This window comes from Mesonia algae (assembly GCF_003253545.1).
GTDB lineage: Bacteria > Bacteroidota > Bacteroidia > Flavobacteriales > Flavobacteriaceae > Mesonia > Mesonia algae.
In genome coordinates this window covers 374096-395786 of sequence record NZ_QKYV01000004.1, presented here as the reverse complement: position 1 = coordinate 395786, position 21691 = coordinate 374096, and the positions used below count along the sequence as shown (strand labels likewise).

The following is a 21691-nucleotide window of genomic DNA, read 5'->3' as shown; positions in this document are numbered from 1 at the left end:
CCAGAAATGCTGTTTTTAAATTGGTAATAATTCCCTTCAGAATCCGTAACATCAAAAACTAAATGGCTAATGTCTATTCCAAAATATTTAATATCTTTATTCATAAGAAAATGTTTTTTGAAAGGACAACCTACGCGAGTTTCAACGACTTAAAATCGAGGTCTAAAAGCCTCATAGAACTGTACGAAATCTGTGTAGAAAAGAGAGGGGATTTTCAATGTTGACGAAGTCTTAAGCTTCTGCGTATATAATAACCTTAATCCTCTCTTTGTTCTTTCTTTTTTATAGATCTTAATTTAATGTTTTTATTGAAATGCTAACTTAAGACGTATATAAAAAATAGCTTCTTCTGCCCTAACCCGAAATTTTCGGTATATTTGGGAAACCGCCAAATCGTTTGATTTAGCTTTTTAAAAGGAAAGATAAAAAATATGACTCATCGATTAGCGGAAAACCAATCACTAACTTGAGCACTACTTATTCTATATAAACTCCTTATGGTGGGAATTTGAAAAAAATTCTCAGGAACCTATAAAATTCTAGATATAACTGATGGAAAATAATAAACACATATTGATAAAGGCTAATCAGGCAGTTACCCATGGCGATAATGAGGGCTTTTTAACTTTTTGTACCGAAGATACAATTTGGAATTTTCTAGGAGATATAACCTTAAAAGGAAAAGAAGCCGTTAGAAAATGGATGGTAGAAAATTATGTAGAACCACCCAAGTTTATTGTTTTACATCTAATGAAGAAGGTGATTTTGTAGTTGCGGTTGGGACTATTGCCTCAAAAGACGAACATGGGAAAGCTATTCATTCCTCTTATTCTGATGTTTGGCGATTTGAAAATGGAAAGATGGCCGAGTTAAATGCTTTTGTTATTGAAGATAACACTAATTTTTAAAATATATAATATTAAAAACCTCATTATCAAAGAAAACAATGAGGTTTTAAGGGGGTAGATTTTAAAAAGATGCATTATTCAATATCCTCTAAAGATTTAACTTTTGAAAGGGTATCTTCCAATTTTTCTTTTTGTAATACTATAAGTTCCTCAATCTCATTACCTACTCCTGAAAAATCAGATAAAACAGTTTCATATTCTTCTTTTGCAGCTTTATCACCACCGATGCATTCTTCCAAAATAGCTTCATCGTTATCAATGTATAAAGTAGATTTAAGATCCAACCAATATGCATCTTTCCTGAAACACTTCCGTAATTGTCAATTTTTTCATTTGGATTATATGTCCGAAGTTTGACTAATAGCTCATTCGCAAAAGTTTCCCGTCCCACACCTTGCTTTTTCAGGTAGGCTGATAACTTATTCGATTTGGTCTGGTCAGCGGCTTTCATAAAGTCCTTGGTGGCATCATTATTTTTTTCTTCAGCTATAATTTTATTTACATCACTTATTTTTTTAACACTAAGAGCGTAACGCTATTTTGTATTTTAAGGTATAACTAAAACTTTTACTTTAAACGGTTGAATTAGAGATGATATAATGAGTTGACAAAAATATGAAAGAAAAATTCTTATATACAATTTTAGCTTTTTCAATAATCATTAGTTGTAAAAATATCAATGAAAACTAAACAGAACCTGAGAAAATTATTAAAGATATTTCTTCCGGAAAGATTGAGTCTATAAAAGAAAATAAGATCTTAAATAATCTAAAAAAGAAAATAAAAAATTGGTTCTGATAATATTAAAAAATTAACTGCATCGGAGCATATCTATTTTGATGAAATGAAAAATGCTTTTAAATTAAAATTTTTCCGATTTTCATGTTCTAACCGATGTTAAAAATATGATGTTAAGAAAACGTTAAGTTAACTTTCGAGGTTTTACATTTGCTGCAAATAATCTAATAATTAGAAATTAAGAATGAAAAGATTTAAGTTATTTGTTTTAATAACCTTAATAACTTTAGGGTTGTTTACTTCTTGTAATCAGGATGACATTGATGAAAACTCGGTTTTATCATCGTCAGAATTTGATAGCCAAGTATCCCCGAGGGAAGAAGGAGATTTTAAGTATACCGTCTTAGGTAAAAAGAAGGAAATCCCGTGTTCTGTGGAGAATATGGCGAGTGCTTACGAAAGCCTCTTGAGAAACCCAACAGCAAAAAGACATCCTAGTGGGAATTACTCTATTAACAAAACCCATTTGTATGTAAAATTTAAACCTCAAGATAGTATTCAAAATGATAAAATATTAAATGATACTATTCTAGCAGTATCTGATGAACCATTTGAATATGAAGTAGTGAATAAAGGTTCAGTATATTTAGACCCTGAAGCTACAGATACAACACTTACTTTTTACTATTCTGTAGTTTCAAAAGATCATCAAATATCAGGGGAAATCCCACACGAGATATTAAAGGATCTTCATTTTACTGCGGAAGACGCTATTGGAGAAACTCCAACTGATAATGAAGAACAAATTCTTGATTTCTATGAAGGTCTGAATACAGAGGCTTTGAAAATATCTGACAATCTTGAAGAAGATGAGAAAAAAAATCATACTTATTTTATTAGTGATCCTGAGGAAAGACTGACCTATGATGATATAAAAAGATTAGGTTTGAAAGTTAGAGACGTTCAAATTAACTATGATCTTGAAATTGATGAAGTGGAAAATGGAGATCAAGGAAGATTGTTTGGAAGAAAATGGCGCCCTAGCGGAACGATAACTGTTCAAGAGGATGCTATAGACCAAAGTGTCGGTGTTATGGGCGCTAGAGTTCGTGTAAGAAAATGGGGATGGTTGGTAATAAGAAAAGCACCCACCAATCGAACAGGATATTTTGAAACCTCTAGAACCAGGACTAAGAGAGTAAAATATGCTTGCTATTTTAAGCACGACCCTTATTTTGTAGTAAAAGCTGGTACTACATTCTGGAATGCCAGAGACCGTAGCCATAGCACTCATACGCGTAGATCTTGGAGAAGACATTATTCTTCCGGAAGAAACCAGTTTTATGCATTTATCCAAAATGGGGCATATGACTACTATACAAGAGTAATCTATGATTATAACCTTTCACACCCAGGCTTTTTCAAAAAAATCGTAGGTAAAATGTGGTACAATACAAGTTCTCATGCACTAAGTAACCTCGCTTCTGCTTTTGCTTTTTACAATGTAAGGATAACAATTGGTTCAGGTGGTTCGTATAGGGGCAGCGATGGTATTTATGCAACCACTGTACACGAATTAACGCATTTAGGACATAGAAATATGGATAGTGGTATGTTTTCAATTTTCCATAGTGGAAGTAATAATAGAAAATTGCTTACCGAAAGCTGGGCAGAAGGTGTTGAGACTATTGTAACTAATGATAGGTACGATGATTTAATCAATAATTATCAATCAAGTCAAAATGGTGGTGGAAGATGGAATTCATTTAGACAAAGACAAACAGAAATGAATATGAATCAATATACACCAATTGTGGATGATTTAATTGATAATTTAAATCAAAACACTACTAATTTTGCTAGGCCTGTCGACAGAGTAGAAAATTATACTTTAAATAGAATTCAAAGCGCCTTAGATAATTGCAGAGATATTGAATGTTGGGAAAATAAATTAAATAACAATAGACCGGCTGGAGTAACTACTGCTGAACTTAACGAATTGTTCGATTATGTTCGAGCAGTTAGAAATAATGCGGCAAATTGGTAATTTTTATGAAAAATATAGTAGTTTTCATGATTTTTTCACATGTCTTTTTTTCTTGTACTGATACAGATGAGAGACCAGAAATATCATACGAAGTAAGTTTTAAGAATAATACGAATTTACCTTTGCAGATAAAGGGATTTTCTATTTATGATGAATTGGAATATGAATATGAAATTAGCTCTATGTCGAGTGGGGGTGATTTCACCTATGATTCTGAAAATTTTGATGGCTATCGTCAACGTGCCGATTCCATTGTATTTATATTTCCAAATAATAAGGGCTATATCTGTGCAGATAGAGTTAATGCTAATAACCTGTGTTTTAATGGGAAAAGTCCATTGGGTAATGATTCTTCGTTTTCTGATTTAGGAAATAACATTTATGAATTCATTATTACACAAGAAGATTATGATAACGCATACACTTTGCCTTAATTTTAAAAACGTATAATCAAACTTTGTCATGAAAGCTGTAATCAAAGGGGGCTAACTTATTATATAAAACAGTTAGCCCTTTTTATTATCTTAGGGTCTTGAATTCAGAAACTTAACACAACAAATCAAAATCTTAAACATTTTTGCAAGCTCGAGAAGAATACACGAATTTATTCAAAGATAGACTTTACGTCCTCATGTACCTGCATAAAATTATCTTCTAAATCCTTCTGAGAATATTGATTTAAATTATCAGGTAAACCCTTTTTAATGTCGCTTCTCTCAAATTGTATTTTTTGATCCTTACCATCTGCATAGGTAATAAATTCCCCTTGCTTTAGGCGAAAAAAAACATCCGCTCGTCTTTTGGATACTTCGCGTTCCCCTGTCGTCACACGTGTATCAAAATTTAAGCTATATCCCCTATTTACGCTGGTAGTTTCTTTTTTTACAATCTCAAAAAAACGTTCATAATATTTAGCCGTATCCGGATCATTGACTTTTCCGAAAAACTGATAAGAAAGGTTGCTAAGAATCGCTTTGCTCGCTTTATCGCCATACATCATATCGTTCTGGATTTTATCCTGCATCACATAGATGGTAGAAATATCGTAACTTCTTAACGTGGCGGGAATTCGATGCATATTCAACAATCGAATGGTAGGAGCCTCTTCCATTAACAAAAAAGAAGAGTTCCTGTTCCTTACGCTCATTTGTTTTACCACGGTATGAATAATCATTGCGATTACAGGAGCATACGAACTTTCATATTTAGGATTGTTCACCACCATTAATACGGCGGGGTTCTCTGAAGAATTGACGTTCAGTGGAACCTCGTCAGCCGATAGAGCCATAAAAATACGCTGGGTACAAATTTTCTTGAGTGCATTGGCGAGCGTACTTTTCACTCCCGCCGTTTGTCGATCAGAATCCTTACCGCTTATAAATGCACTCGCCATTACCCGAGCAGTTGGATCCGTTTCCAAAAAAGCCATTAAACTATCGGTGTCTAACAATTGATAGGTGGCTATAAGGTGCGGTAAAGTACAAAACTCGGGATATGCACTTTTCATTTTCCAGATTAATCCCGCCATCAAACCTTCGGCAGCATCCGAAAAGAATTTTGAGGTACCACTACTCCCCGACTCTTTTAGTTCCAGTAAGTTCTCGATCAGCACACGGGATACCTCGTAAACGCTTTCTTCATTTTCTAAATACCGAGGAGCTACGGGGTTGACCCGATGTATGATCTGATCAAAAGACACCACATAGAAAGGTAGCTTAGAATTTTTAAACAAAGGATAAGCCATTTCTGTAATTTCAAAATCCTTATAATCATGAATTACCCCTGTAAAGTCATTTTTCGCCAAATGTTTTAAAAACCCATATACCACACTTTCTGTTTTTCCGCTCCCTGCAGAACCAATAATAGAGATCCCTCGCTTTATATTGTCCACCTTAAAAGATGGACCATTGGTGCCAAAATGGACTTGATATTTTTTAGATATATGCAAAGGTTCATCCGAGCGATGAAGGAACACATATAGTGTGGTATTTATTATTAACAAAGGACACCCCACCCATACAACCATATTCGCAAATAACTCTTGCTTGAAACCATACCAGAGTAAACCCATAATCATAACCATACATATGATAAAAGCATACCTGGATAACTTATAAATTCCATAAAAAAACACCGTAGTAATCATAACTAGGAATGCCATATTCCATCCTGTATACATATCCATAGTTCTAATTTTTAAATTCCAATAGTTCCAGATTCCAGAGCTACTTTTAATCCTTTTTTAAGTTGTCGAAAGCCTTTGAGCGCTAACTGGACTTTATGCTTTGGTATAGGTGGCATGATTGGAATTTTACGTTCCTTAAGTATTTTTATCGCTAAAGCTTTTTCATTGGTGGGGAGTTTCATCAAGGCAGAGAAATAATGATTGGGGTTTTTAATAAAATCCTTTCTGGCTTGATAGGTCTCCACAAAATTTCGTTGGTATCCAAAAGTTCTATCGAACGTTTTTTCAACCTCTTTGAAAAACCGATCCCGATCAAACCCACGCTTCACCCATTTACCGTTCATTTTAACATCGGAAGCCTTGTATTTACTCCCTGGAGACAAGCTGTAAGCATTGGAAGCATCCTTGCGACTCACGATGATATGGATATGACTTTGGTTACCATCTTTTGACATGCCCTGTACGATTCTTTTTCCATTTTGTTGATGTGGAGCTTGATGTTCCAGATGGTTGATTTCCTTTTGGCGGATAGATATGCTTCCTTCCAAGCTACCTCTTTCGATTTGTCGGATTTCATTTTTTAACTGAAGTATTTTGGTGGCAAAAGCCTGGTTTTCGATGATTTGTTTATCCGTTCCCTTAAAGAAACGTTGATGTTCGATTTTTGCAAAATATTTAATATCCCGGATATGAATAGGACGCCCATTGATTTCTCGATGGAAAGATGACACATAATCCTTCATCACCTCCCGCGTGTATTTTTTTAAATCTTCACGACTATTCTGTAATCGTTTCAATTCATAGGAAGAAGGACTTACTGTAATGGAATAAAATTTCGGTTCTTTTTTTTTCAGTTTAGCGGTATTTTCATCAATTTCTTTTACCACTTCTCCTGCGGAAATAACTTCCATATGTTGATTAAAAAAGTGTTCCTTATCCGATTCATTTAATCCTTCATTTTCTTTTTCCAAATAGCCCACAAAATCTGCAGAACTTTGAGCATAATTGCCTCCTAATTTTTGAGGTGTGATTGTGATATACATAATTAAAAAATTAAGTTGGAGGATTTTGATTTGGGTTTTGTTTTTGCATTTCTTTCTCCTCCTCATTTAGCTGTGTGTCCTTCATTTTTTCCATCAACCTCTTTTCCAAGATCAAAGGTTTCTTTGTCGGTGGCTCCTCTTGGAAAAGCAGTTCGATCATAGCTGCGGTAGGTTTGGTCTGGGTCTTTTCTACATCCCGTATAATAGCAATAACCGCATTGATCCTTTTCAAAATTTTGTCCTCAAGGGTGCGTCCTGTCGGTCCCAATTTTTCCCGTGGAGAAATCTCATTGTAGAAAAAAAAATCGAGCATGGCTCCCATGGCTTCCGTATGAGATTTAAAATGTTTTTGTGAAAATTTTCGAAAACGTTTGGCAGTTTTCTTTTTGAACCTAATTCCGATAAATGAATCCATATTTCGCCGATTTGTCGCAAATTTTTTCCTAGAAATGATGGTTTTAAGCCCGTTTGTCGCAAATTCTTGATTGTCAAGAAAATAAGATAATTCTAATCACCTGTTAATCAGCAATTTAATACCCAAAAGGAGTTAGTAACATCGCACAGCGTGTTACCCTCTTGCTACTCCTTTTCGTCAGCCTCAAGCTGACAAAAACCTCGTACAATTTGCCTAAAAGCCCATTGCACATTTGTAGGAAAATAATTTCCTTGTTGATAATTTTTCGATGTGTAGGAGTATCGGCGAAAGTGAAGTAATGGATAATCCTAGCTAAATTTGAATGCTGAATTTCAGCCCCATAAAGATAATCATTTTTATTCAAGGAAAACTTTTGGAATTAAAAAACCTTTGAAAAGTCAAAGGTTTTTTATTCTTTTTTTAAAAATTTAAATATTGAATACATATGTGTAATTGTATAAATTACGTTGCGCCTCTTCCTTGATCATTTTTCAAATGAAGTATAATTTTTTTGGACGTATTAACGGATATCATCTCAAAATTTTCTTTCAACATCTTTTTTGGAATTTTCCAAAAGTCGGTGTTGAGCTTCTTCGTTTAAATCTGAAAAATTTAAATAGATCTTATTTTTACAATTTAGAGAATCCCATGATCTGCAAAACTATAATAATCCCCATCAGGGCTAAGTATGAGGTGATCCAATACTTTAATATCAAATAAATCTCCTGCCCTTTTTATTTTTTGGGTCAAACGCTTGTCTGCTTCACTAGGTTTTAGGGTACCACTTGGGTGGTTGTGCACCAATATGACCGCGGTCGTTAAACTTTTCAGCATTACCGCAAATAGGATACGGAGGTCCACCAAGGTACCCGTGATCCCTCCCCGAGAAACTTCAAACATACCTTTTACCCGATTGGCATTATTAAGAAGCATGATTTGAAAGCTTTCACAAAGTTCTATATTTTGTTTATCCCATTGTTTGTGGGCTATGGTTGCTGCTTTTTGGGAACAGTTTATTTTAGGTAGTGAACTTGATATTAAACCACCACTGTAACTGATCCTTATTTCATTAACTTTTGTTTTCATCGTTAGTTTATTTAAGGAGTTGATAATAAAAAGAGGGTAAGCTTTTGAGAAAGAACACCCTCTTTATTTTAAAAATTACTCATGGGTATTTTCGTTATTCCCCAAGAACAGGATCTCGTTTACCAAAACCTCGGTCACATATTTTTTGTTCCCCTCCTCGGTCTCATAAGAGCGGGTGGTCAATTTTCCCTGTACCGCAATTTCTTTTCCCTTACTCACATAGTTTTCGATAAGTTCCGCTTGTTTCCCCCAAGCCACTAGGTTGTGCCATTGGGTATCCTGCACCTTCTCCCCTTCACGCTTGTAATATTCATTGGTTGCCAATGACAAACGACACACTTTTTTTCCACTTTCAAAGGTGGTGGTTTCAGGGGCATTCCCCACGTTTCCAATTAACTGTACTTGATTTCTTAGATTACTCATAACATTAAGATTTAAAAAATTAAACATTGATTTACTTATTATATCCGGAGCGTTTTCCTTTTTTGTTTTTTTTGCTTCGCTTCCGAGTATGTTGTTTTGAAATGATTTCATAAGTTTTATTTTTGATTTACTTCCCATAGTGCCGTTTGCTGTTCCCTTTTTTGATGCTGATACGTTTTCAGGATTTAGGATTAGGGAACATGTATAAAAAGGAGTATGCGACTGGCTTATGCCATGTGGACTAACTCCTAAATCCTGGTATTTTGCATGACAAAAAAGGGTGGTACAGCTACGGTACGGGAAGTAAATGGAAACGTGAAATTGAAAGTACAACTGGAAGCTAAGTAAAATGAAAATGTGGAATTCCGATTTAGCGTATTCCATTCACTATATCGGATTGGAATGGAGAGTTCGTTCCCAGATAATAGATGAAGATGAACGGAATGAAAAGAAGAAATTTGGGATAGTGTCCAAGACTATTTAGGGAAGCTCTTTGCCCGATATGTAGCTTTTCGTAAAATGAAGAGGAATGGGCTGAGGGATAATCTTATATTAATGATACTTTTTAACGATTATTGATAATAATGTATTTACATTTCGCAACATAAGGCTACAAACTCAAAATGATTGCTTTTAAAACTAAATGTAGCGTTGGGAATTACAGATAAAGATGATTGCATTTTTTCTATTAATTCTTCACGATTTTCAGCATTTGTCCAACCATCTTTAGGTTTTAAAATAACCATCATATCTCCAGCTTCAATAGGCATTGGGTCAGTAGGAATTTCGCCTGAACCAATTTTATTAACTACCTGTGAAACCTCACTGTCATATTGACTTAACAAAATAGTTTGTGCTTTTTGAGAGACATCAATCATCTGATTAATAGAACTACCTACAGGTACACGAGTTTCTACAGCAAAATCGCCTTCATCTAATTGTGGGATAAACTCCCCACCCATATTGAAAAATGTAAACAAAGAGATAATAAATAAGCTAGAAGCTAATACCACAACAAGCATTTTTTTATGAATAGCGCGTTCAATAATAGGACGGTACAAACGCTGGAAGAAATCCATCATTTTATCTGAAAAATTGCGTTTGTGTTTCGTTTTTTTACTCAATACTAAAGCAGACATCATAGTTACATAAGTAAGCGATAGTATAAATGCACCCAGAATAGCAAAAGAGACTGTTTGTGCCATAGGGTGAAACATTTTACCTGCCACCCCAGTAAGTGCCAATATTGGCAGGTATACAATAAGTATTATAATTTCGCCAAAAGCTGCAGAAGTACGAATTTTACTAGACGATTGAAAAACTTCTTCATCCATTTGACTTTGTGATAATTTAAAAACGCCAGGGTATCGTTGTTTTGCTTTGGTTATGCCGTGCATTACGGCCTCAACTATTATAACTGCACCATCGACAATAATTCCAAAATCAATTGCCCCGAGGCTCATTAAGTTACCTGAGACGCCAAATAGATTCATCATAGCTATAGCAAATAACATTGCTAAAGGAATTACAGAAGCTACAATTAAACCGCCTCGCCAATTACCCAAAAAGAGAACCAATACAAAAATGACAATTAGTGCTCCTTCAACAAGGTTAGTTGTTACAGTACCAATAGCTCTGTCGACCAAATTTTTTCGGTCGAGGTAAGGCTGGATGGTAACCCCTTCTGGAAGCGTTTGTTTAATTTGCTCTATCTTGTCTTTAACGTTGTTAATGACTTCAGATGAATTAGCTCCTTTAAGCATTATTACTATACCTGTAACAACTTCGCCTTCGCCGTTTCTTGTAGCCGCACCATAGCGAATACCGCTACCAAATTGTACGGTAGCTACATCTCTAATTAGAATAGGTGTACCATTGGTGTTTTTAACTACAATTTTATTGATTTCATCAAGGTTATTTACCAAACCTTCACTACGAATAAAAAAGGCATTAGGACCTTTATCAATATAAGCTCCCCCTGTATTTTGGTTATTGGTTTCTAAAGCTGAAAAAATATCTGATATACTTATATTTAAACTTTGAAGTTTATCAGGATCAACAGCTATTTCATATTGTTTTACATAACCACCAAATCCACTAACTTCAGCGACACCTGGTGTTCCTAATAATTGCCGTTTAATTATCCAATCTTGAATGGTGCGTAATTCCGTTGCATCGTATTTATCTTCATACCCATCTTCGGTATGAATTACGTATTGGTAAATTTCTCCTAGTCCAGTGGTTACAGGTGCCATTTCTGGTTCTCCAACACCTTGAGGGATTTCTTTAGCTGCAAGAGATAATCTTTCTTGCACCTGTTGGCGCGCCCAATACAAATCCGTATCTTCTTCAAAAACAATGGTAACTATGGAAAGTCCGAATCTTGAAAAAGAACGCATTTCTTTGATTTCGGGAATGCTAACCATAGTTTGTTCTACGGGGAAGGTAACTAATTGTTCTACCTCTTGTGCTGCTAAAGTTGGTGATACTGTAATAACCATTACTTGGTTATCTGTAATATCGGGAACAGCATCAATAGGCAATTTAGATAGCGAATAGGTTCCCCAACCTATAAGTGCTAACATACATATTCCGATAACCAGTTTATTGGTTATCGAAAACTGAATAATTTTGTCTAACATTATATGTAAACTTTTTAAGTTAAAAATGCGAATACGAAATCCAGCTAATCAAATATGTTATAGACATATCTGGTTAGTGATTTTTTAAAAAAATAATGGTATTCTGAAATTAGCTACAAGAAAGAATGTCTTGCAACTGCAGGTTTATTAGTTAAATAAATATGCATATGCTTCGTATAATCGATGCATTTAAACAAGTTAATTTAAATAATAAAAAATGTTAGCAAATAAAAGGTGGGCCACGAAGGCTATGGGAAGAGAGTAATGTTGGATATGGAACGATTACATAATCACGAAAACGTTGTTTTTCGAGATTTGCATACCATAATTCCTGATGCTCTAATTCTAAATAAGAAAAATTATCAAAGCATAATTTTGTTAAAGATTTAGAGGTCTTTTCAACACTTGAATAAGTTAAATTCTTATCTTCTGAAGAATGCTGAAAGTGTTCAAAAATATGACTTAGATCTGAATGATTATGCTCAACTTCAAGGTTTGTACTAGAACCTAAGATTGTGCTTACCTCATCGATATGATGTTGATCAGAATGCGGAATAACATCGTGACCTATCATAATGATAAGTGCAGAAATGAATAATATGTTCCTTATTAGATTCACAATTTTTAATATACCACAAATATAGTAATTTATAGGTTGAAGTTATGTTAGGTTCGATAAAAAATAACAAGTTTAATTATATCTAATCAATTATTTCAACAGGTAAGTTAATTTAGCTTCTAAATAATGTATAAAAATATTTATGTAATGGATTACCTAAAATTTACTTTTCCCACTCTATTCTAGTTATTACATTTTTTAATTATGTTTTATAATGACTATACATAACCCCACCACTTAAGGAATGCTATAAATTTCTCTAATAATAATTTCGCATCTTAAAGAGCATATCATAAAAAAACAGTTATTCTTTATACGTTAACCTATATTACGCAAAAGCAATCCCCATACTATTTGTTTATATTTCAATAAAAATAGTTTTGATCTCGTAATACGGCTATCTAAATCTTTCAAAACGTAAATGGATACAGTAATATCTAATAATTCCTACGGGAGTTATATAAAATTTCATTTGAATGATTTGGATATTCAATTTATAATAACCGCTCGGGTATTATTTAAAAAAACTGATTAATTATAGGTCGGTTTGATCCCAATAATTAATAACAAGTTTAAAATTAATAACAACTAGATTAAAGAGTTGATTGAAATATTTCAATAATATGGAATTTAAAAAATGAATCCATTAATGAAATAATCTTAAGAAATTCAACCCTATCAAATATCCCTTGGTTAATTTCTTGATATTGTAACATTAGTATTACATTTAAAATTAGCTTTCTTATTCTATTTTTTGAAAAATACTACCACACGTCAACATTGCATCGCCGTAATATGGATTCTTTATTTTTTCTTCAGTACTCAACCAAACTGCACCCTTATTGTTGTTTGCCATTGGGCATTTTTGGACATAGTAATCTGTCGAATTTTCTATGTTCATAGCAATAGGCACGATATTCTCATTAAGTATCACAAAATGTGCTCGCTGGTTTTCCAGATTATCATTGTTTGCGATAGCATCCAGCATTTCTATACTTTTGGTTAGGTGTTGTTTTTCCATCATACCTAAACCTCCTGTCGATATTGTTTTTAATTTTTTTGATGTTGCTTTTGCGAGCTTAGAAACCTGACCAGCATCGCTCGCCACAAAAGCATCTTTCATATTGAGATAGGACGATAATACTCCACTAAAGTCAGAACTAAACGCATTACTGAAACTCATTTCCATATCGACCATCATAGCCGATTCATCTTGCATCATCTGCTGATTCATCATTGATTTTTTACCCTGTAATTGTGCTGCGGCATCAACTGTAAACGTTCCATTGGTTACTATTTCATCGCCATTGTTTAGTCCAGCCGAGACTTGGTAATTGTCGCCAGAGCGATTGCCCAAGGTCACTTCCCGCATTTCAAATACAGGTTCATTAGGATTGGTTTTCACATATACCAATGAGCGATCGCCCGTCCATAACACAGCACTTGCTGGTACGGTAAGTGTATTTTCCACAGTTTGCGTTGTGCCTTTAACTTTGCCCGTCACAAACATTCCTGGTTTAAACAGGTTATCTCTATTTTGCAGGGTTGCCCGCGCCGTTACTGTACGTGTTGTATTATTTAAAATAGGGTCAATAAAAGAAATAGTGCCTTCAAATTCTTTGTTTGGATAGGCATTGGTCGTGATGTTGATTTTTTGCCCAACGATGAATTGTGCTATCTGATTTTCATACGCATCAAATTCTGCCCAAACCGAATTCAAATTGCTCAACTTTACAATAGGCTGTCCTTGATTTACATAATCGCCCTGTGCAGCCATTACTTCTGAAACAGTTCCAGAAACCGTTGCATAAATCGGGAAGTTTTCACGCACTGTTCCACTTTCTTCAATAGCATTGATTTGTGTTTCTGAAAGTTTCCAGTTTTTAAGCTTATTGCGCACCGCTCTGTATAACGCTGGTTGCGATGCTTTCAGGGATGCTGCTGTAATCAGTTCCTGCTGTGCCGCTACAAGGTCTGGTGCGTAAATAATTGCTAATAACTGACCACTGTTTACTTGTTGTCCTTCATAATTGACCTTGAGTCGTTCAATCCTTCCCTTAAAATAACTGGCTTGCACGGTATTATTTTCTTCATTAGCAGCAATTTTTCCCGAAAGGGATATTATTCCTTCATCCTCGCTAGCTTCTGCATTACCCACAATGGTAGTTTGGATATTCGCCAACGCTATTGCGTTTTCGGTCATTTTTATCTCGTTTGCAGAAAGACCTTCAGCTCCAGTTTCCGCAGGGATTAAATTCATCCCACATATTGGACAATCGCCAGCTTCTGATTGCATAATTTGTGGATGCATAGAGCACGTCCACATCTGGTCTGCGCTCTCGCCAGAATGGTCGTGGTCTGACATTTCAGACAATTCCTTATTTGAATCACTTGACACATTTCCGAAAATGAGCCAGCCTGCGCCCAAACCTACTATAATGGCTATTGCTATATATAAAATGTTCTTGTTCATAATCTTATTTTTCGTTTTCTAAACGTTCAATCATTGCTTTCATTTCGGCAATTTCCCTACGTTGTGCTTTTATGATTTCTTCAGCCAATTTTTTGACTTCTGGGTCTTCAATATCTGCTCGTTCACTTGTTAGAATTGCAATGGAATGGTGTGGTATCATTGCTTTCATCCAGAGTACATCACCCACAGTTGACTTTTGGTCACGTACAAGTCCCAAGGCACCTGCAAAGAGAACAATACTTCCCAAAACTATAGCGATATTCTTCTTTTTATTTTGGTACATACCACGCATTGCCACAAACATTATAATGGCCATTGCGGCAATACCAAGGCATACCATATAGAAACGCGTAAGGCTAAACCAAACGTGGTCCCATTCATAGGTGTTTAAATACATCGTGATATACATTGCTACGAAAGAGCAAGCGAGCATTGCTACAAAACGTGTGTAATGATTTTTTGATTTTCCTGAATTTGTGTGTTCATTTGAATTCATAATTTTTGGTTTTATTTGTTACTAATTATTTAATTTTCTTTTTTAGTTTTCTGATTGATGGGGAACTGATGTACCATAAAACGAAACCGCTTAAGACGGTTATCAATCCCAAAAGTGAAAATGCCCTTAACAACAATGTGTTGAAATTATCCCTTCCCTGATAATCCATTGTATGAGTCATCCAAAGAAAATCAAACAAGCGCCAATCCCTGTGTCTCACCGTTTGAAAAGCGCCATTCTCAACCGCCACATAGGCTTTTAAATTTTGTGGTGTCTCATACGAGATTTCATAAGCTGAAAGTGGGCGACCTCGATATTCGTGATGTGGCCCAACAGAATCGACTAATTGAATTTTTGCTATTTCTAAATCGTTCAACATATACCTATTTGCAACTTGTTGTGCCTCTTCTTTAGAAATTCCGTTTTTTATTTGTCCCGTTCTTGCGTTATAAAGCTGTGCATCATTGATCCAATAATAAGGTTCATTTGCTATTTCCAGAAGTTCCAAGGATTGGATAGGTTCATTTGTAGTAAGTTGGGATGAGCCGAGCAAATCATTAAATGATGTCTTTAAAGGTGCTTCTTTCTTAAAATGGTCACCGTGTATCTCGTCGATGTCCGTCCAACTGAAATACATCCCGCTAATCGTCCACATCAGAAACTGAATACCTAAAAAGATACCCAAATAGCGGTGTGCTTTTCTAATCCATTTCGCTGTTTTTCTGTTCACCATTTTACTTTATTTCAAAAGGAAATTCAATCGTGACTTTTTCCCAACTCATTGATATTGTTCCGGAAGTCTCAGTTGTTTTGTTTACGTTATACTCTAAATGTTCTTTAATCTCTTCGGAAATTTTAGGTGTCACTTTAAATCGTAATACATCATCTTTTTCATTATAGTCGTCCTTACCGTGTTGGTTCCAATTCCTGTTGAAAATGACAGTCCATTCTTCTTGATTCGGAATTACAAAAAATCCATATTTCCCGGCTTTCAATTCTTTACCGTCAATTTCTAAATCCTTATTTGTTTCAAGCCAAGTAGCCATATGGGCACCAGCCTGCCAGACTTGGTCGTAAGCCAACAATCCACCGAAAATAATTCTATCCCTTACGCCTGGCGACGAATAATCTATGTGAATATGAGCATCACCTATCATAGCCATTGCCGATGTGTGTGGACTTAGGGTTTTTTTGTTCTCAGATTTAGGTTCACTCTGGGTATGATTGTGCTCTGTCTCTATTTTGGTATTATTCTTTTCTTCATTTTTACATCCGCTGACAGCAACTACCAATAGGATTATCAAAATTTTATATTTCATAAGTATTTAATTAGTTAGATTATATGTTTTTACTTTTTAGACGTAATGAGTTGGCAATTACCGATACCGAACTGAAGCTCATCGCCAAAGCCGCAATCATTGGCGATAAGAGTATTCCAAAAAACGGATACAGTAGTCCTGCTGCAATAGGGATACCCAGCGTGTTATAAATCATTGCAAAAAAGAGGTTTTGTTTGATATTGCGCATTACTGCATCACTTAGATTTCTTGCCTTTACGATACCGTGTAAATCGCCTTTCACCAAGGTAATGGCTGCACTTTCAATGGCAACATCCGTACCTGTTCCCATTGCGATACCTACATCACTTTTAGCGAGTGCAGGTGCATCGTTTATTCCGTCGCCTGCCATTGCAACCACTTTGCCTTGTTCTTGTAATTTCTCGACTTCTTGTAATTTGTTCTCTGGCAGCATACTTGCTTGAAAATCGGCAAGGTTAAGTTCATCTGCGACAGCTTTGGCTGTATCGTGATTATCGCCAGTAAGCATAATGACTGCAATTCCCTTATTCTGCAAATCCTTGATAGCTTTTGCACTCGTTTCCTTTATTTTATCACCTATGACCACGTAGCCTGTAACCTTACCATTTATTGCGAGATAGGAAACCGTTTTCCCTTGTTTTTGATAGGATTGTGCCTCATTTTCCATAGCTTCGGTAAGCGTGGCATTTACCTGTTCCATCATTTTGGCGTTGCCCAAAGCCACCTCATTACCGTTCACTTTACCTTCAACACCTTTTCCGGTAACTGCATTGAATCCATCTGCTTTTAAAAACTCTGCGTTTTGTTCTTTACCATATTTTACGGTGGCTTCTGCCAGCGGATGTTCACTTTGGCTGTTAAGGGAAACAATGTATTGCAGCACTTCGTTTTCGGTAAATCCGTTGTCGAAAGAGCCCACTTTCTCAACTGTAGGCTTCCCTTCAGTTATCGTTCCTGTCTTATCGACAATGAGAGTATCTACCTTATCCATTTTTTCAAGAGCCTCGGCATTTTTTATAAGCACCCCATTTTGTGCGCCTTTACCAACACCGACCATAACAGACATTGGTGTCGCAAGTCCCAAAGCACACGGACAGGCGATAATCAATACGGCAATGGCATTGACCAAGGCATATACATAGGCCGGCTCTCGGCCCCAAATTGCCCAAACGGCAAATGTAACAACAGCGATTATAACAACGATTGGCACGAAATATCCCGAAACGGTATCGGCCAACTTTTGGATGGGTGCACGGCTTCGACTGGCATCATTGACCATCTGTATAATCTGTGATAACAAAGTGTCAGACCCAACCTTTTCAGCTTTCATCAAAAAGGACTGATTGCCATTGATAGTTCCGCTACTTACTTTATCATCTACTGATTTGTTTACAGGAATGGGTTCGCCCGTAATCATCGATTCATCTATAGAAGTTTCGCCTTCGGTAATAACCCCATCCACAGGAATCTTATCGCCCGGCTTTACACGCAGAATATCACCCAATTCAATTTCATCGATGGCCACTTCCTGTTCCTCGCCATCAACTACCTTTACAGCCTTGTTAGGTGCCAATTTTAAAAGTTCCTTGACTGCGGAATTGGTCTTGCTATGCGCACGAGCTTCCTGAACCTGCCCAAGCAATACCAAAGTTAGAATGACCGTTGCCGCTTCAAAATAGACGTGAACGGTACCTGCCTCGGTCTTGAATTGGTCTGGGAAAAAATCGGGAACGAGCATCCCGAATACGCTGAACAGCCAAGCAACACCTGCACCGATACCGATAAGCGTAAACATATTTAAGTTCCACGTCTTTATACTGCGGTAGGCACGTTCAAAGAACATCCAAGTGGCGTAGAATACCACAGGAATAGAAAGCGCAAATTGAATCCAATTCCAATATTTTAATTCCAAAATATCGTACAGAGGATTATTTGGTAGCATTTCGGACATTGCAATGATAAAAATGGGCAACGTGAAGGCGACCGCTATCCAGAACTTTTTAAGCAGTTTTTTATAGGTCTTTTCTTCTGCGGATAAATCGGGTTCCATAGGAACTAAATCCATTCCACAAATTGGACAGCTTCCCGGTTCGTCCTTAATAATTTCTGGGTGCATCGGGCAGGTATATTGAGTATCAGAAGTAGTCGCTAAATTCACTTCTTCGACCAAATCCATTCCGCAAACAGGACAATCGCCTGGTCTGTCGTAAGTCTTGTCGCCCTCGCAATGCATCGGACAGTAAAATGTTCCTGTTCCTTTGCCATTGGGTTTCTCAACTTTCTTCTTATCGTGGGTACGATGATGTTCGCCATTCTGATGGATGCTGTATTGCCCACCGTTCGTTTTCAGCGCCTCTTGAAATTTCTCTATTGGAATATGGGATTCCATTTCTATGGTCGCTTCGGCCTTTTCGAGATTGACAATTGCATTTGTAACACCTTCGACTTTGGAAAGCGTCTGTTCGACGTGGTTTCGACAACCATTGCAGGTCATTCCGTGTATGTGATAGGTGTGTTTCATTGTTATAGAATTAAAAATTTAGTGATTAAACCACCTGCCAGCCAGATATAGCAAGCGATAGCAACATATTTTAATACACTTTCAAGCAAAGGGCTCTTTGGTGCCATTTCACTCATTGAGTGTTCCACATCTTTTTTCTTGAAAAATCCGAGATAAACCAGATACGCCGAAATAGCAAGGAAAGCAATATTCAAATAGAAGGTGTAATCAATTTTGAAATGTTCTTTGTCTTGAATTTTAACCTGTGACGGGTCTGGTAAAATACTTAAGAGGTCGAAAGAGTAATGCAATGCCAAAGATGTTCCAATTAGAGCGGTAAATAACAGAAATACAATGAAAAGAGACATTTTCCAACCATAATATTTTGCATTAATACGTAAAACCGGAAAGACCACGAGATCACTAAAAATAAATGCCATTACACCAGCAAAACTTACGCCTTTTCCAAATAACAATGCCGCCAGCGGAATGTTACCCATAGAACCAATAAAGGTTAAAAATGCAGCAACTGGCCCGACAACAATATGTTCTAAAATTTCTAAAAAAGTAAAGTCTGTATTGCCTTTACCGCTGTTTATAAATAAGGTTTGAAAGAAAGAATCAGGCACAAAAGCAGCTACAATACCTGCAATGGTAAAACCTACGGTTACATCTTTCCAGACCATCTGCCACTCCATCTTGTATTTTTTAGCCACACGTGCCCAACTCTCTTCTTTTTTTACCTGCTTTTTCCAGCTGGTAGAATCGTCCATCTCTTCATCGTCGCCTTCATTTTCAAGATTTTTACGGGCTTTCTCGATGAGTTTCTTGGGGTTAATAAGGCGTATCAATATCCAGCAAATAAGTATGAGTAGTATTCCACCAACATATTCTCCTACAACAAACTGCCAACCCAAGAAGATGGAAATAATGATACCCAATTCTATAACAAGATTCGTAGATGCAAGAAGAAATGCGATGGAAGAAACAAAACTTGCACCTTTCTTAAATATAGATTTAGTAGATGCCAGTGCTGCAAAGCTGCACGAACTACTAATAAATCCAAAAAAAGTTCCAAGAAGTACACTCTTCTTTTCATTTTCGCCCATTGTTTTCTGCATCCGTTTTTCGGTTATAAAAACCTGTATCATACTACTAATGATGTAGCCCAAAATAAATGCCCACAATGCCATCCAGAAAAATCCGGTAGTCGTGTATGCGGCTTCGCCCCATTGTTCTAAAAATTTATCCATCTCTACAATTATTTGTGCCTAATACGAGAAAGGTTCTAACTAACCAACCATCAATGAAAAATCACTTTCCCGTATCAGGACTTAATCTTTTTGTAGGCTTTCCATATAACCTATAATTTTTTTTACGGCTGTACTGTCCAATCGTGCGCCACCGTGTATGAATGTGTAACTTTCCAACGGCATTTCGCCATTTTCTATCTGCTTTATAATGGAACGCAGCTTGCTGTTCTTCCTACGATTGGAATAGGTGTCCCATTCATTAAAATTTAATTCATCCTTTCCTTCCTTGATGTGGTCTTCCAGATACCAAGCGGCAGGCTGTATCTTACTGTACCACGGATAATCTGTATTGTTGCTATGACAATCATAGCAGGAAACCTGCAACCGATTTTTAATCGTTGCAGGTACTTGATTTACTATCATAAAATCACTTTGTGGTATGGTATCGCTCTCGTTCAGGGTTACTGGAAAGAACTGAATCACTACCAACGCCACAAGGGCAATCCACGCTATGATTTTTAGGATTCTCAATTAATTGATTTCTCGTTGAACCTTTCCACATCTCAACATTTGGCTTCCGTAATAAGGATTCAACACGTTTTCTTCTTTGCTCAACCACGCAGTTCCACCATCATACATAGGGCAAAATTGCTCGTATAGTTTCGCTTGTGTACCTGTTATGGCAACCATATCAGTCACATCTTTGCTCAAAATCTTAAAGTGCTCACGCTGATGCTTGATATCACTTTCTGAAATATGCTCTGCGTGTTCTGTGGCATCTTCGATAATGTCATTTAATTCTGATTTTTCATTATCAGAATAGTTTGAAACATCAAAGGATTTAAGAGATTGAACCAATTTATTTCCCAATTCTTTCGCCTTGCCATTATCATCGCCTACAAGCGCATCTTTTAAGTTGAAATAGTCATTCAAGATTGCTTCTGCTTTTGCATCTTGGTTGTCACTCATCGCCATATCGTCTTTGTCATCCATAGTCTCTTGGTGCATTTCATTGCTCATATGTGCAGCCGGTTCATTCTTGTTTCCATCCTTGCAGGAAACCGTTAGTACCATTGTGGCAGCAAGTGCTATCTTACCTATTGTTCTTTTTACTGTTTTCATATATTTTGGTTTTAAGGGTTATTTTTTAGAATAATAGATTCCCATTTCGTTAAAAATGGGAATCTGTTGTTTTGATTATGCCAAATAGGCCTCACACGCATCAGCACATTTTTTACAGGCTTCTGCACAATCTTTACAATGCTGGTGGTCGTGTTTGCCACATTCATCGGCACATTGCTTACATATTTCGTGGCATTTTTCTACCATCGCTTTCGCGAAAGCGGAATCCATAGCTAATAATTTTACCGTCGCACTGCATACTTCGGCACAGGCTCTGTCTGTGCGAATGCAGTCAACCATCATCTTGATGTTGTCTTCATTTAGACAAGCATCTGAACAGTAGTTGCAATGTGCGATACAGTTGTTTAAAGCTTCAATCAATTTTGAATTTTTCATAGTTTATAGTTTTAATTAATATTCAG

The 21691-nt window shown here is 36.2% G+C and carries 19 protein-coding genes and 4 pseudogenes; 3 read left to right on the top strand and 20 right to left on the bottom strand.

Annotated elements, in window-relative coordinates; translation table 11 throughout:
* A pseudogene (locus LX95_RS14885) lies at positions 1-104 on the bottom strand (IS110 family transposase); the annotation flags it as partial.
* 594 nt (positions 105-698) lie between these two features.
* Here LX95_RS14885 and LX95_RS14680 point away from each other — a divergent pair.
* Complete coding sequence (locus LX95_RS14680; RefSeq protein ID WP_211307650.1) at positions 699-908, top strand: nuclear transport factor 2-like protein; 210 nt, start codon at positions 699-701, stop codon at positions 906-908.
* 74 nt (positions 909-982) lie between these two features.
* On the opposite strand, the gene LX95_RS14765 is transcribed toward LX95_RS14680, so the two are convergent.
* Both LX95_RS14765 and LX95_RS14870 read right to left on the bottom strand, forming a co-directional pair.
* A complete protein-coding gene (locus LX95_RS14765; protein ID WP_245924751.1) occupies positions 983-1192 on the bottom strand; it encodes a PA2169 family four-helix-bundle protein in 210 nt (69 codons plus the stop codon).
* Between the two features lie 53 nt (positions 1193-1245).
* Positions 1246-1359: pseudogene (locus tag LX95_RS14870) on the bottom strand (hypothetical protein); the annotation flags it as partial.
* Positions 1360-1890: 531 nt separating this feature from the next.
* Between LX95_RS14870 and LX95_RS09210 the strand changes: the two are divergent.
* Together LX95_RS09210 and LX95_RS09205 are read left to right on the top strand one after the other, a co-directional pair.
* A complete protein-coding gene (locus LX95_RS09210; RefSeq protein ID WP_111541144.1) occupies positions 1891-3693 on the top strand; it encodes a hypothetical protein in 1803 nt (600 codons plus the stop codon).
* 5 nt (positions 3694-3698) lie between these two features.
* Positions 3699-4127, top strand: a complete 429-nt coding sequence (locus LX95_RS09205; protein WP_211307649.1) for a hypothetical protein — start codon at positions 3699-3701, stop codon at positions 4125-4127.
* Between the two features lie 170 nt (positions 4128-4297).
* On the opposite strand, the gene LX95_RS09200 is transcribed toward LX95_RS09205, so the two are convergent.
* The 17 genes and pseudogenes from LX95_RS09200 to LX95_RS09120 form a co-directional block, all read right to left on the bottom strand.
* Positions 4298-5878 carry a type IV secretory system conjugative DNA transfer family protein gene (locus LX95_RS09200; protein ID WP_111541142.1) on the bottom strand — a complete coding sequence of 527 codons (1581 nt, stop codon included), beginning with the start codon at positions 5876-5878 and terminating at the stop codon, positions 4298-4300.
* A gap of 11 nt (positions 5879-5889) precedes the next feature.
* Entirely contained in the window at positions 5890-6921 is a 1032-nt protein-coding gene (gene mobB / locus LX95_RS09195; protein ID WP_111541141.1) for a MobB family relaxase, read from the bottom strand.
* Positions 6922-6931: 10 nt separating this feature from the next.
* A complete protein-coding gene (locus LX95_RS09190) occupies positions 6932-7336 on the bottom strand; it encodes a BfmA/BtgA family mobilization protein (RefSeq protein WP_111541140.1) in 405 nt (134 codons plus the stop codon).
* Between the two features lie 428 nt (positions 7337-7764).
* A pseudogene (locus LX95_RS14760) lies at positions 7765-7958 on the bottom strand (hypothetical protein).
* 14 nt (positions 7959-7972) lie between these two features.
* Positions 7973-8422, bottom strand: a complete 450-nt coding sequence (locus tag LX95_RS09180; RefSeq protein WP_111541139.1) for a JAB domain-containing protein — start codon at positions 8420-8422, stop codon at positions 7973-7975.
* 75 nt (positions 8423-8497) lie between these two features.
* Positions 8498-8845, bottom strand: coding sequence for a single-stranded DNA-binding protein (locus tag LX95_RS09175; protein ID WP_111541171.1), 348 nt, complete (start codon positions 8843-8845; stop codon positions 8498-8500).
* A gap of 632 nt (positions 8846-9477) precedes the next feature.
* Positions 9478-11487, bottom strand: a pseudogene (locus LX95_RS09170) (efflux RND transporter permease subunit); the annotation flags it as partial.
* A gap of 220 nt (positions 11488-11707) precedes the next feature.
* A complete protein-coding gene (locus LX95_RS09165) occupies positions 11708-12106 on the bottom strand; it encodes a hypothetical protein (RefSeq protein WP_146240771.1) in 399 nt (132 codons plus the stop codon).
* A 742-nt stretch (positions 12107-12848) separates the two neighbouring features.
* Positions 12849-14579: an efflux RND transporter periplasmic adaptor subunit gene (locus LX95_RS09160; RefSeq protein ID WP_111541137.1), complete on the bottom strand. Its 1731-nt coding sequence runs from the start codon at positions 14577-14579 to the stop codon at positions 12849-12851.
* 4 nt (positions 14580-14583) lie between these two features.
* Positions 14584-15075 (bottom strand): DUF305 domain-containing protein, encoded by a 492-nt coding sequence (locus LX95_RS09155; RefSeq protein ID WP_111541136.1) that lies wholly within the window; start codon positions 15073-15075, stop codon positions 14584-14586.
* Positions 15076-15100: 25 nt separating this feature from the next.
* Positions 15101-15808, bottom strand: coding sequence for a PepSY domain-containing protein (locus tag LX95_RS09150; RefSeq protein ID WP_111541135.1), 708 nt, complete (start codon positions 15806-15808; stop codon positions 15101-15103).
* A gap of 1 nt (position 15809) precedes the next feature.
* Positions 15810-16394 carry a DUF2911 domain-containing protein gene (locus LX95_RS09145; protein WP_111541134.1) on the bottom strand — a complete coding sequence of 195 codons (585 nt, stop codon included), beginning with the start codon at positions 16392-16394 and terminating at the stop codon, positions 15810-15812.
* Positions 16395-16413: 19 nt separating this feature from the next.
* Positions 16414-18915 carry a heavy metal translocating P-type ATPase gene (locus LX95_RS09140; protein WP_111541133.1) on the bottom strand — a complete coding sequence of 834 codons (2502 nt, stop codon included), beginning with the start codon at positions 18913-18915 and terminating at the stop codon, positions 16414-16416.
* Between the two features lie 2 nt (positions 18916-18917).
* Complete coding sequence (locus LX95_RS09135; protein ID WP_111541132.1) at positions 18918-20147, bottom strand: permease; 1230 nt, start codon at positions 20145-20147, stop codon at positions 18918-18920.
* A gap of 81 nt (positions 20148-20228) precedes the next feature.
* On the bottom strand, positions 20229-20678 hold the full coding sequence (locus LX95_RS09130; protein WP_111541131.1) for a heme-binding domain-containing protein: 450 nt from the start codon (positions 20676-20678) through the stop codon (positions 20229-20231).
* Complete coding sequence (locus tag LX95_RS09125; RefSeq protein WP_111541130.1) at positions 20679-21269, bottom strand: DUF3347 domain-containing protein; 591 nt, start codon at positions 21267-21269, stop codon at positions 20679-20681.
* Positions 21270-21344: 75 nt separating this feature from the next.
* Positions 21345-21665 (bottom strand): four-helix bundle copper-binding protein, encoded by a 321-nt coding sequence (locus tag LX95_RS09120; RefSeq protein ID WP_111541129.1) that lies wholly within the window; start codon positions 21663-21665, stop codon positions 21345-21347.
* Positions 21666-21691: the final 26 nt, after the last annotated feature.

Coding starts and splice junctions, on each gene's coding strand:
- LX95_RS14680 (WP_211307650.1), top strand. CDS start 699: ATGGATGGTAGAAAATTATGTAGAACCACCCAAGTTTATTGTTTTACA.
- LX95_RS09210 (WP_111541144.1), top strand. CDS start 1,891: ATGAAAAGATTTAAGTTATTTGTTTTAATAACCTTAATAACTTTAGGG.
- LX95_RS09205 (WP_211307649.1), top strand. CDS start 3,699: ATGAAAAATATAGTAGTTTTCATGATTTTTTCACATGTCTTTTTTTCT.
- LX95_RS09200 (WP_111541142.1), bottom strand. CDS start 5,878: ATGGATATGTATACAGGATGGAATATGGCATTCCTAGTTATGATTACT.
- mobB (WP_111541141.1), bottom strand. CDS start 6,921: ATGTATATCACAATCACACCTCAAAAATTAGGAGGCAATTATGCTCAA.
- LX95_RS09190 (WP_111541140.1), bottom strand. CDS start 7,336: ATGGATTCATTTATCGGAATTAGGTTCAAAAAGAAAACTGCCAAACGT.
- LX95_RS09180 (WP_111541139.1), bottom strand. CDS start 8,422: ATGAAAACAAAAGTTAATGAAATAAGGATCAGTTACAGTGGTGGTTTA.
- LX95_RS09175 (WP_111541171.1), bottom strand. CDS start 8,845: ATGAGTAATCTAAGAAATCAAGTACAGTTAATTGGAAACGTGGGGAAT.
- LX95_RS09160 (WP_111541137.1), bottom strand. CDS start 14,579: ATGAACAAGAACATTTTATATATAGCAATAGCCATTATAGTAGGTTTG.
- LX95_RS09155 (WP_111541136.1), bottom strand. CDS start 15,075: ATGAATTCAAATGAACACACAAATTCAGGAAAATCAAAAAATCATTAC.
- LX95_RS09150 (WP_111541135.1), bottom strand. CDS start 15,808: ATGGTGAACAGAAAAACAGCGAAATGGATTAGAAAAGCACACCGCTAT.
- LX95_RS09145 (WP_111541134.1), bottom strand. CDS start 16,394: ATGAAATATAAAATTTTGATAATCCTATTGGTAGTTGCTGTCAGCGGA.
- LX95_RS09140 (WP_111541133.1), bottom strand. CDS start 18,915: ATGAAACACACCTATCACATACACGGAATGACCTGCAATGGTTGTCGA.
- LX95_RS09135 (WP_111541132.1), bottom strand. CDS start 20,147: ATGGATAAATTTTTAGAACAATGGGGCGAAGCCGCATACACGACTACC.
- LX95_RS09125 (WP_111541130.1), bottom strand. CDS start 21,269: ATGAAAACAGTAAAAAGAACAATAGGTAAGATAGCACTTGCTGCCACA.
- LX95_RS09120 (WP_111541129.1), bottom strand. CDS start 21,665: ATGAAAAATTCAAAATTGATTGAAGCTTTAAACAACTGTATCGCACAT.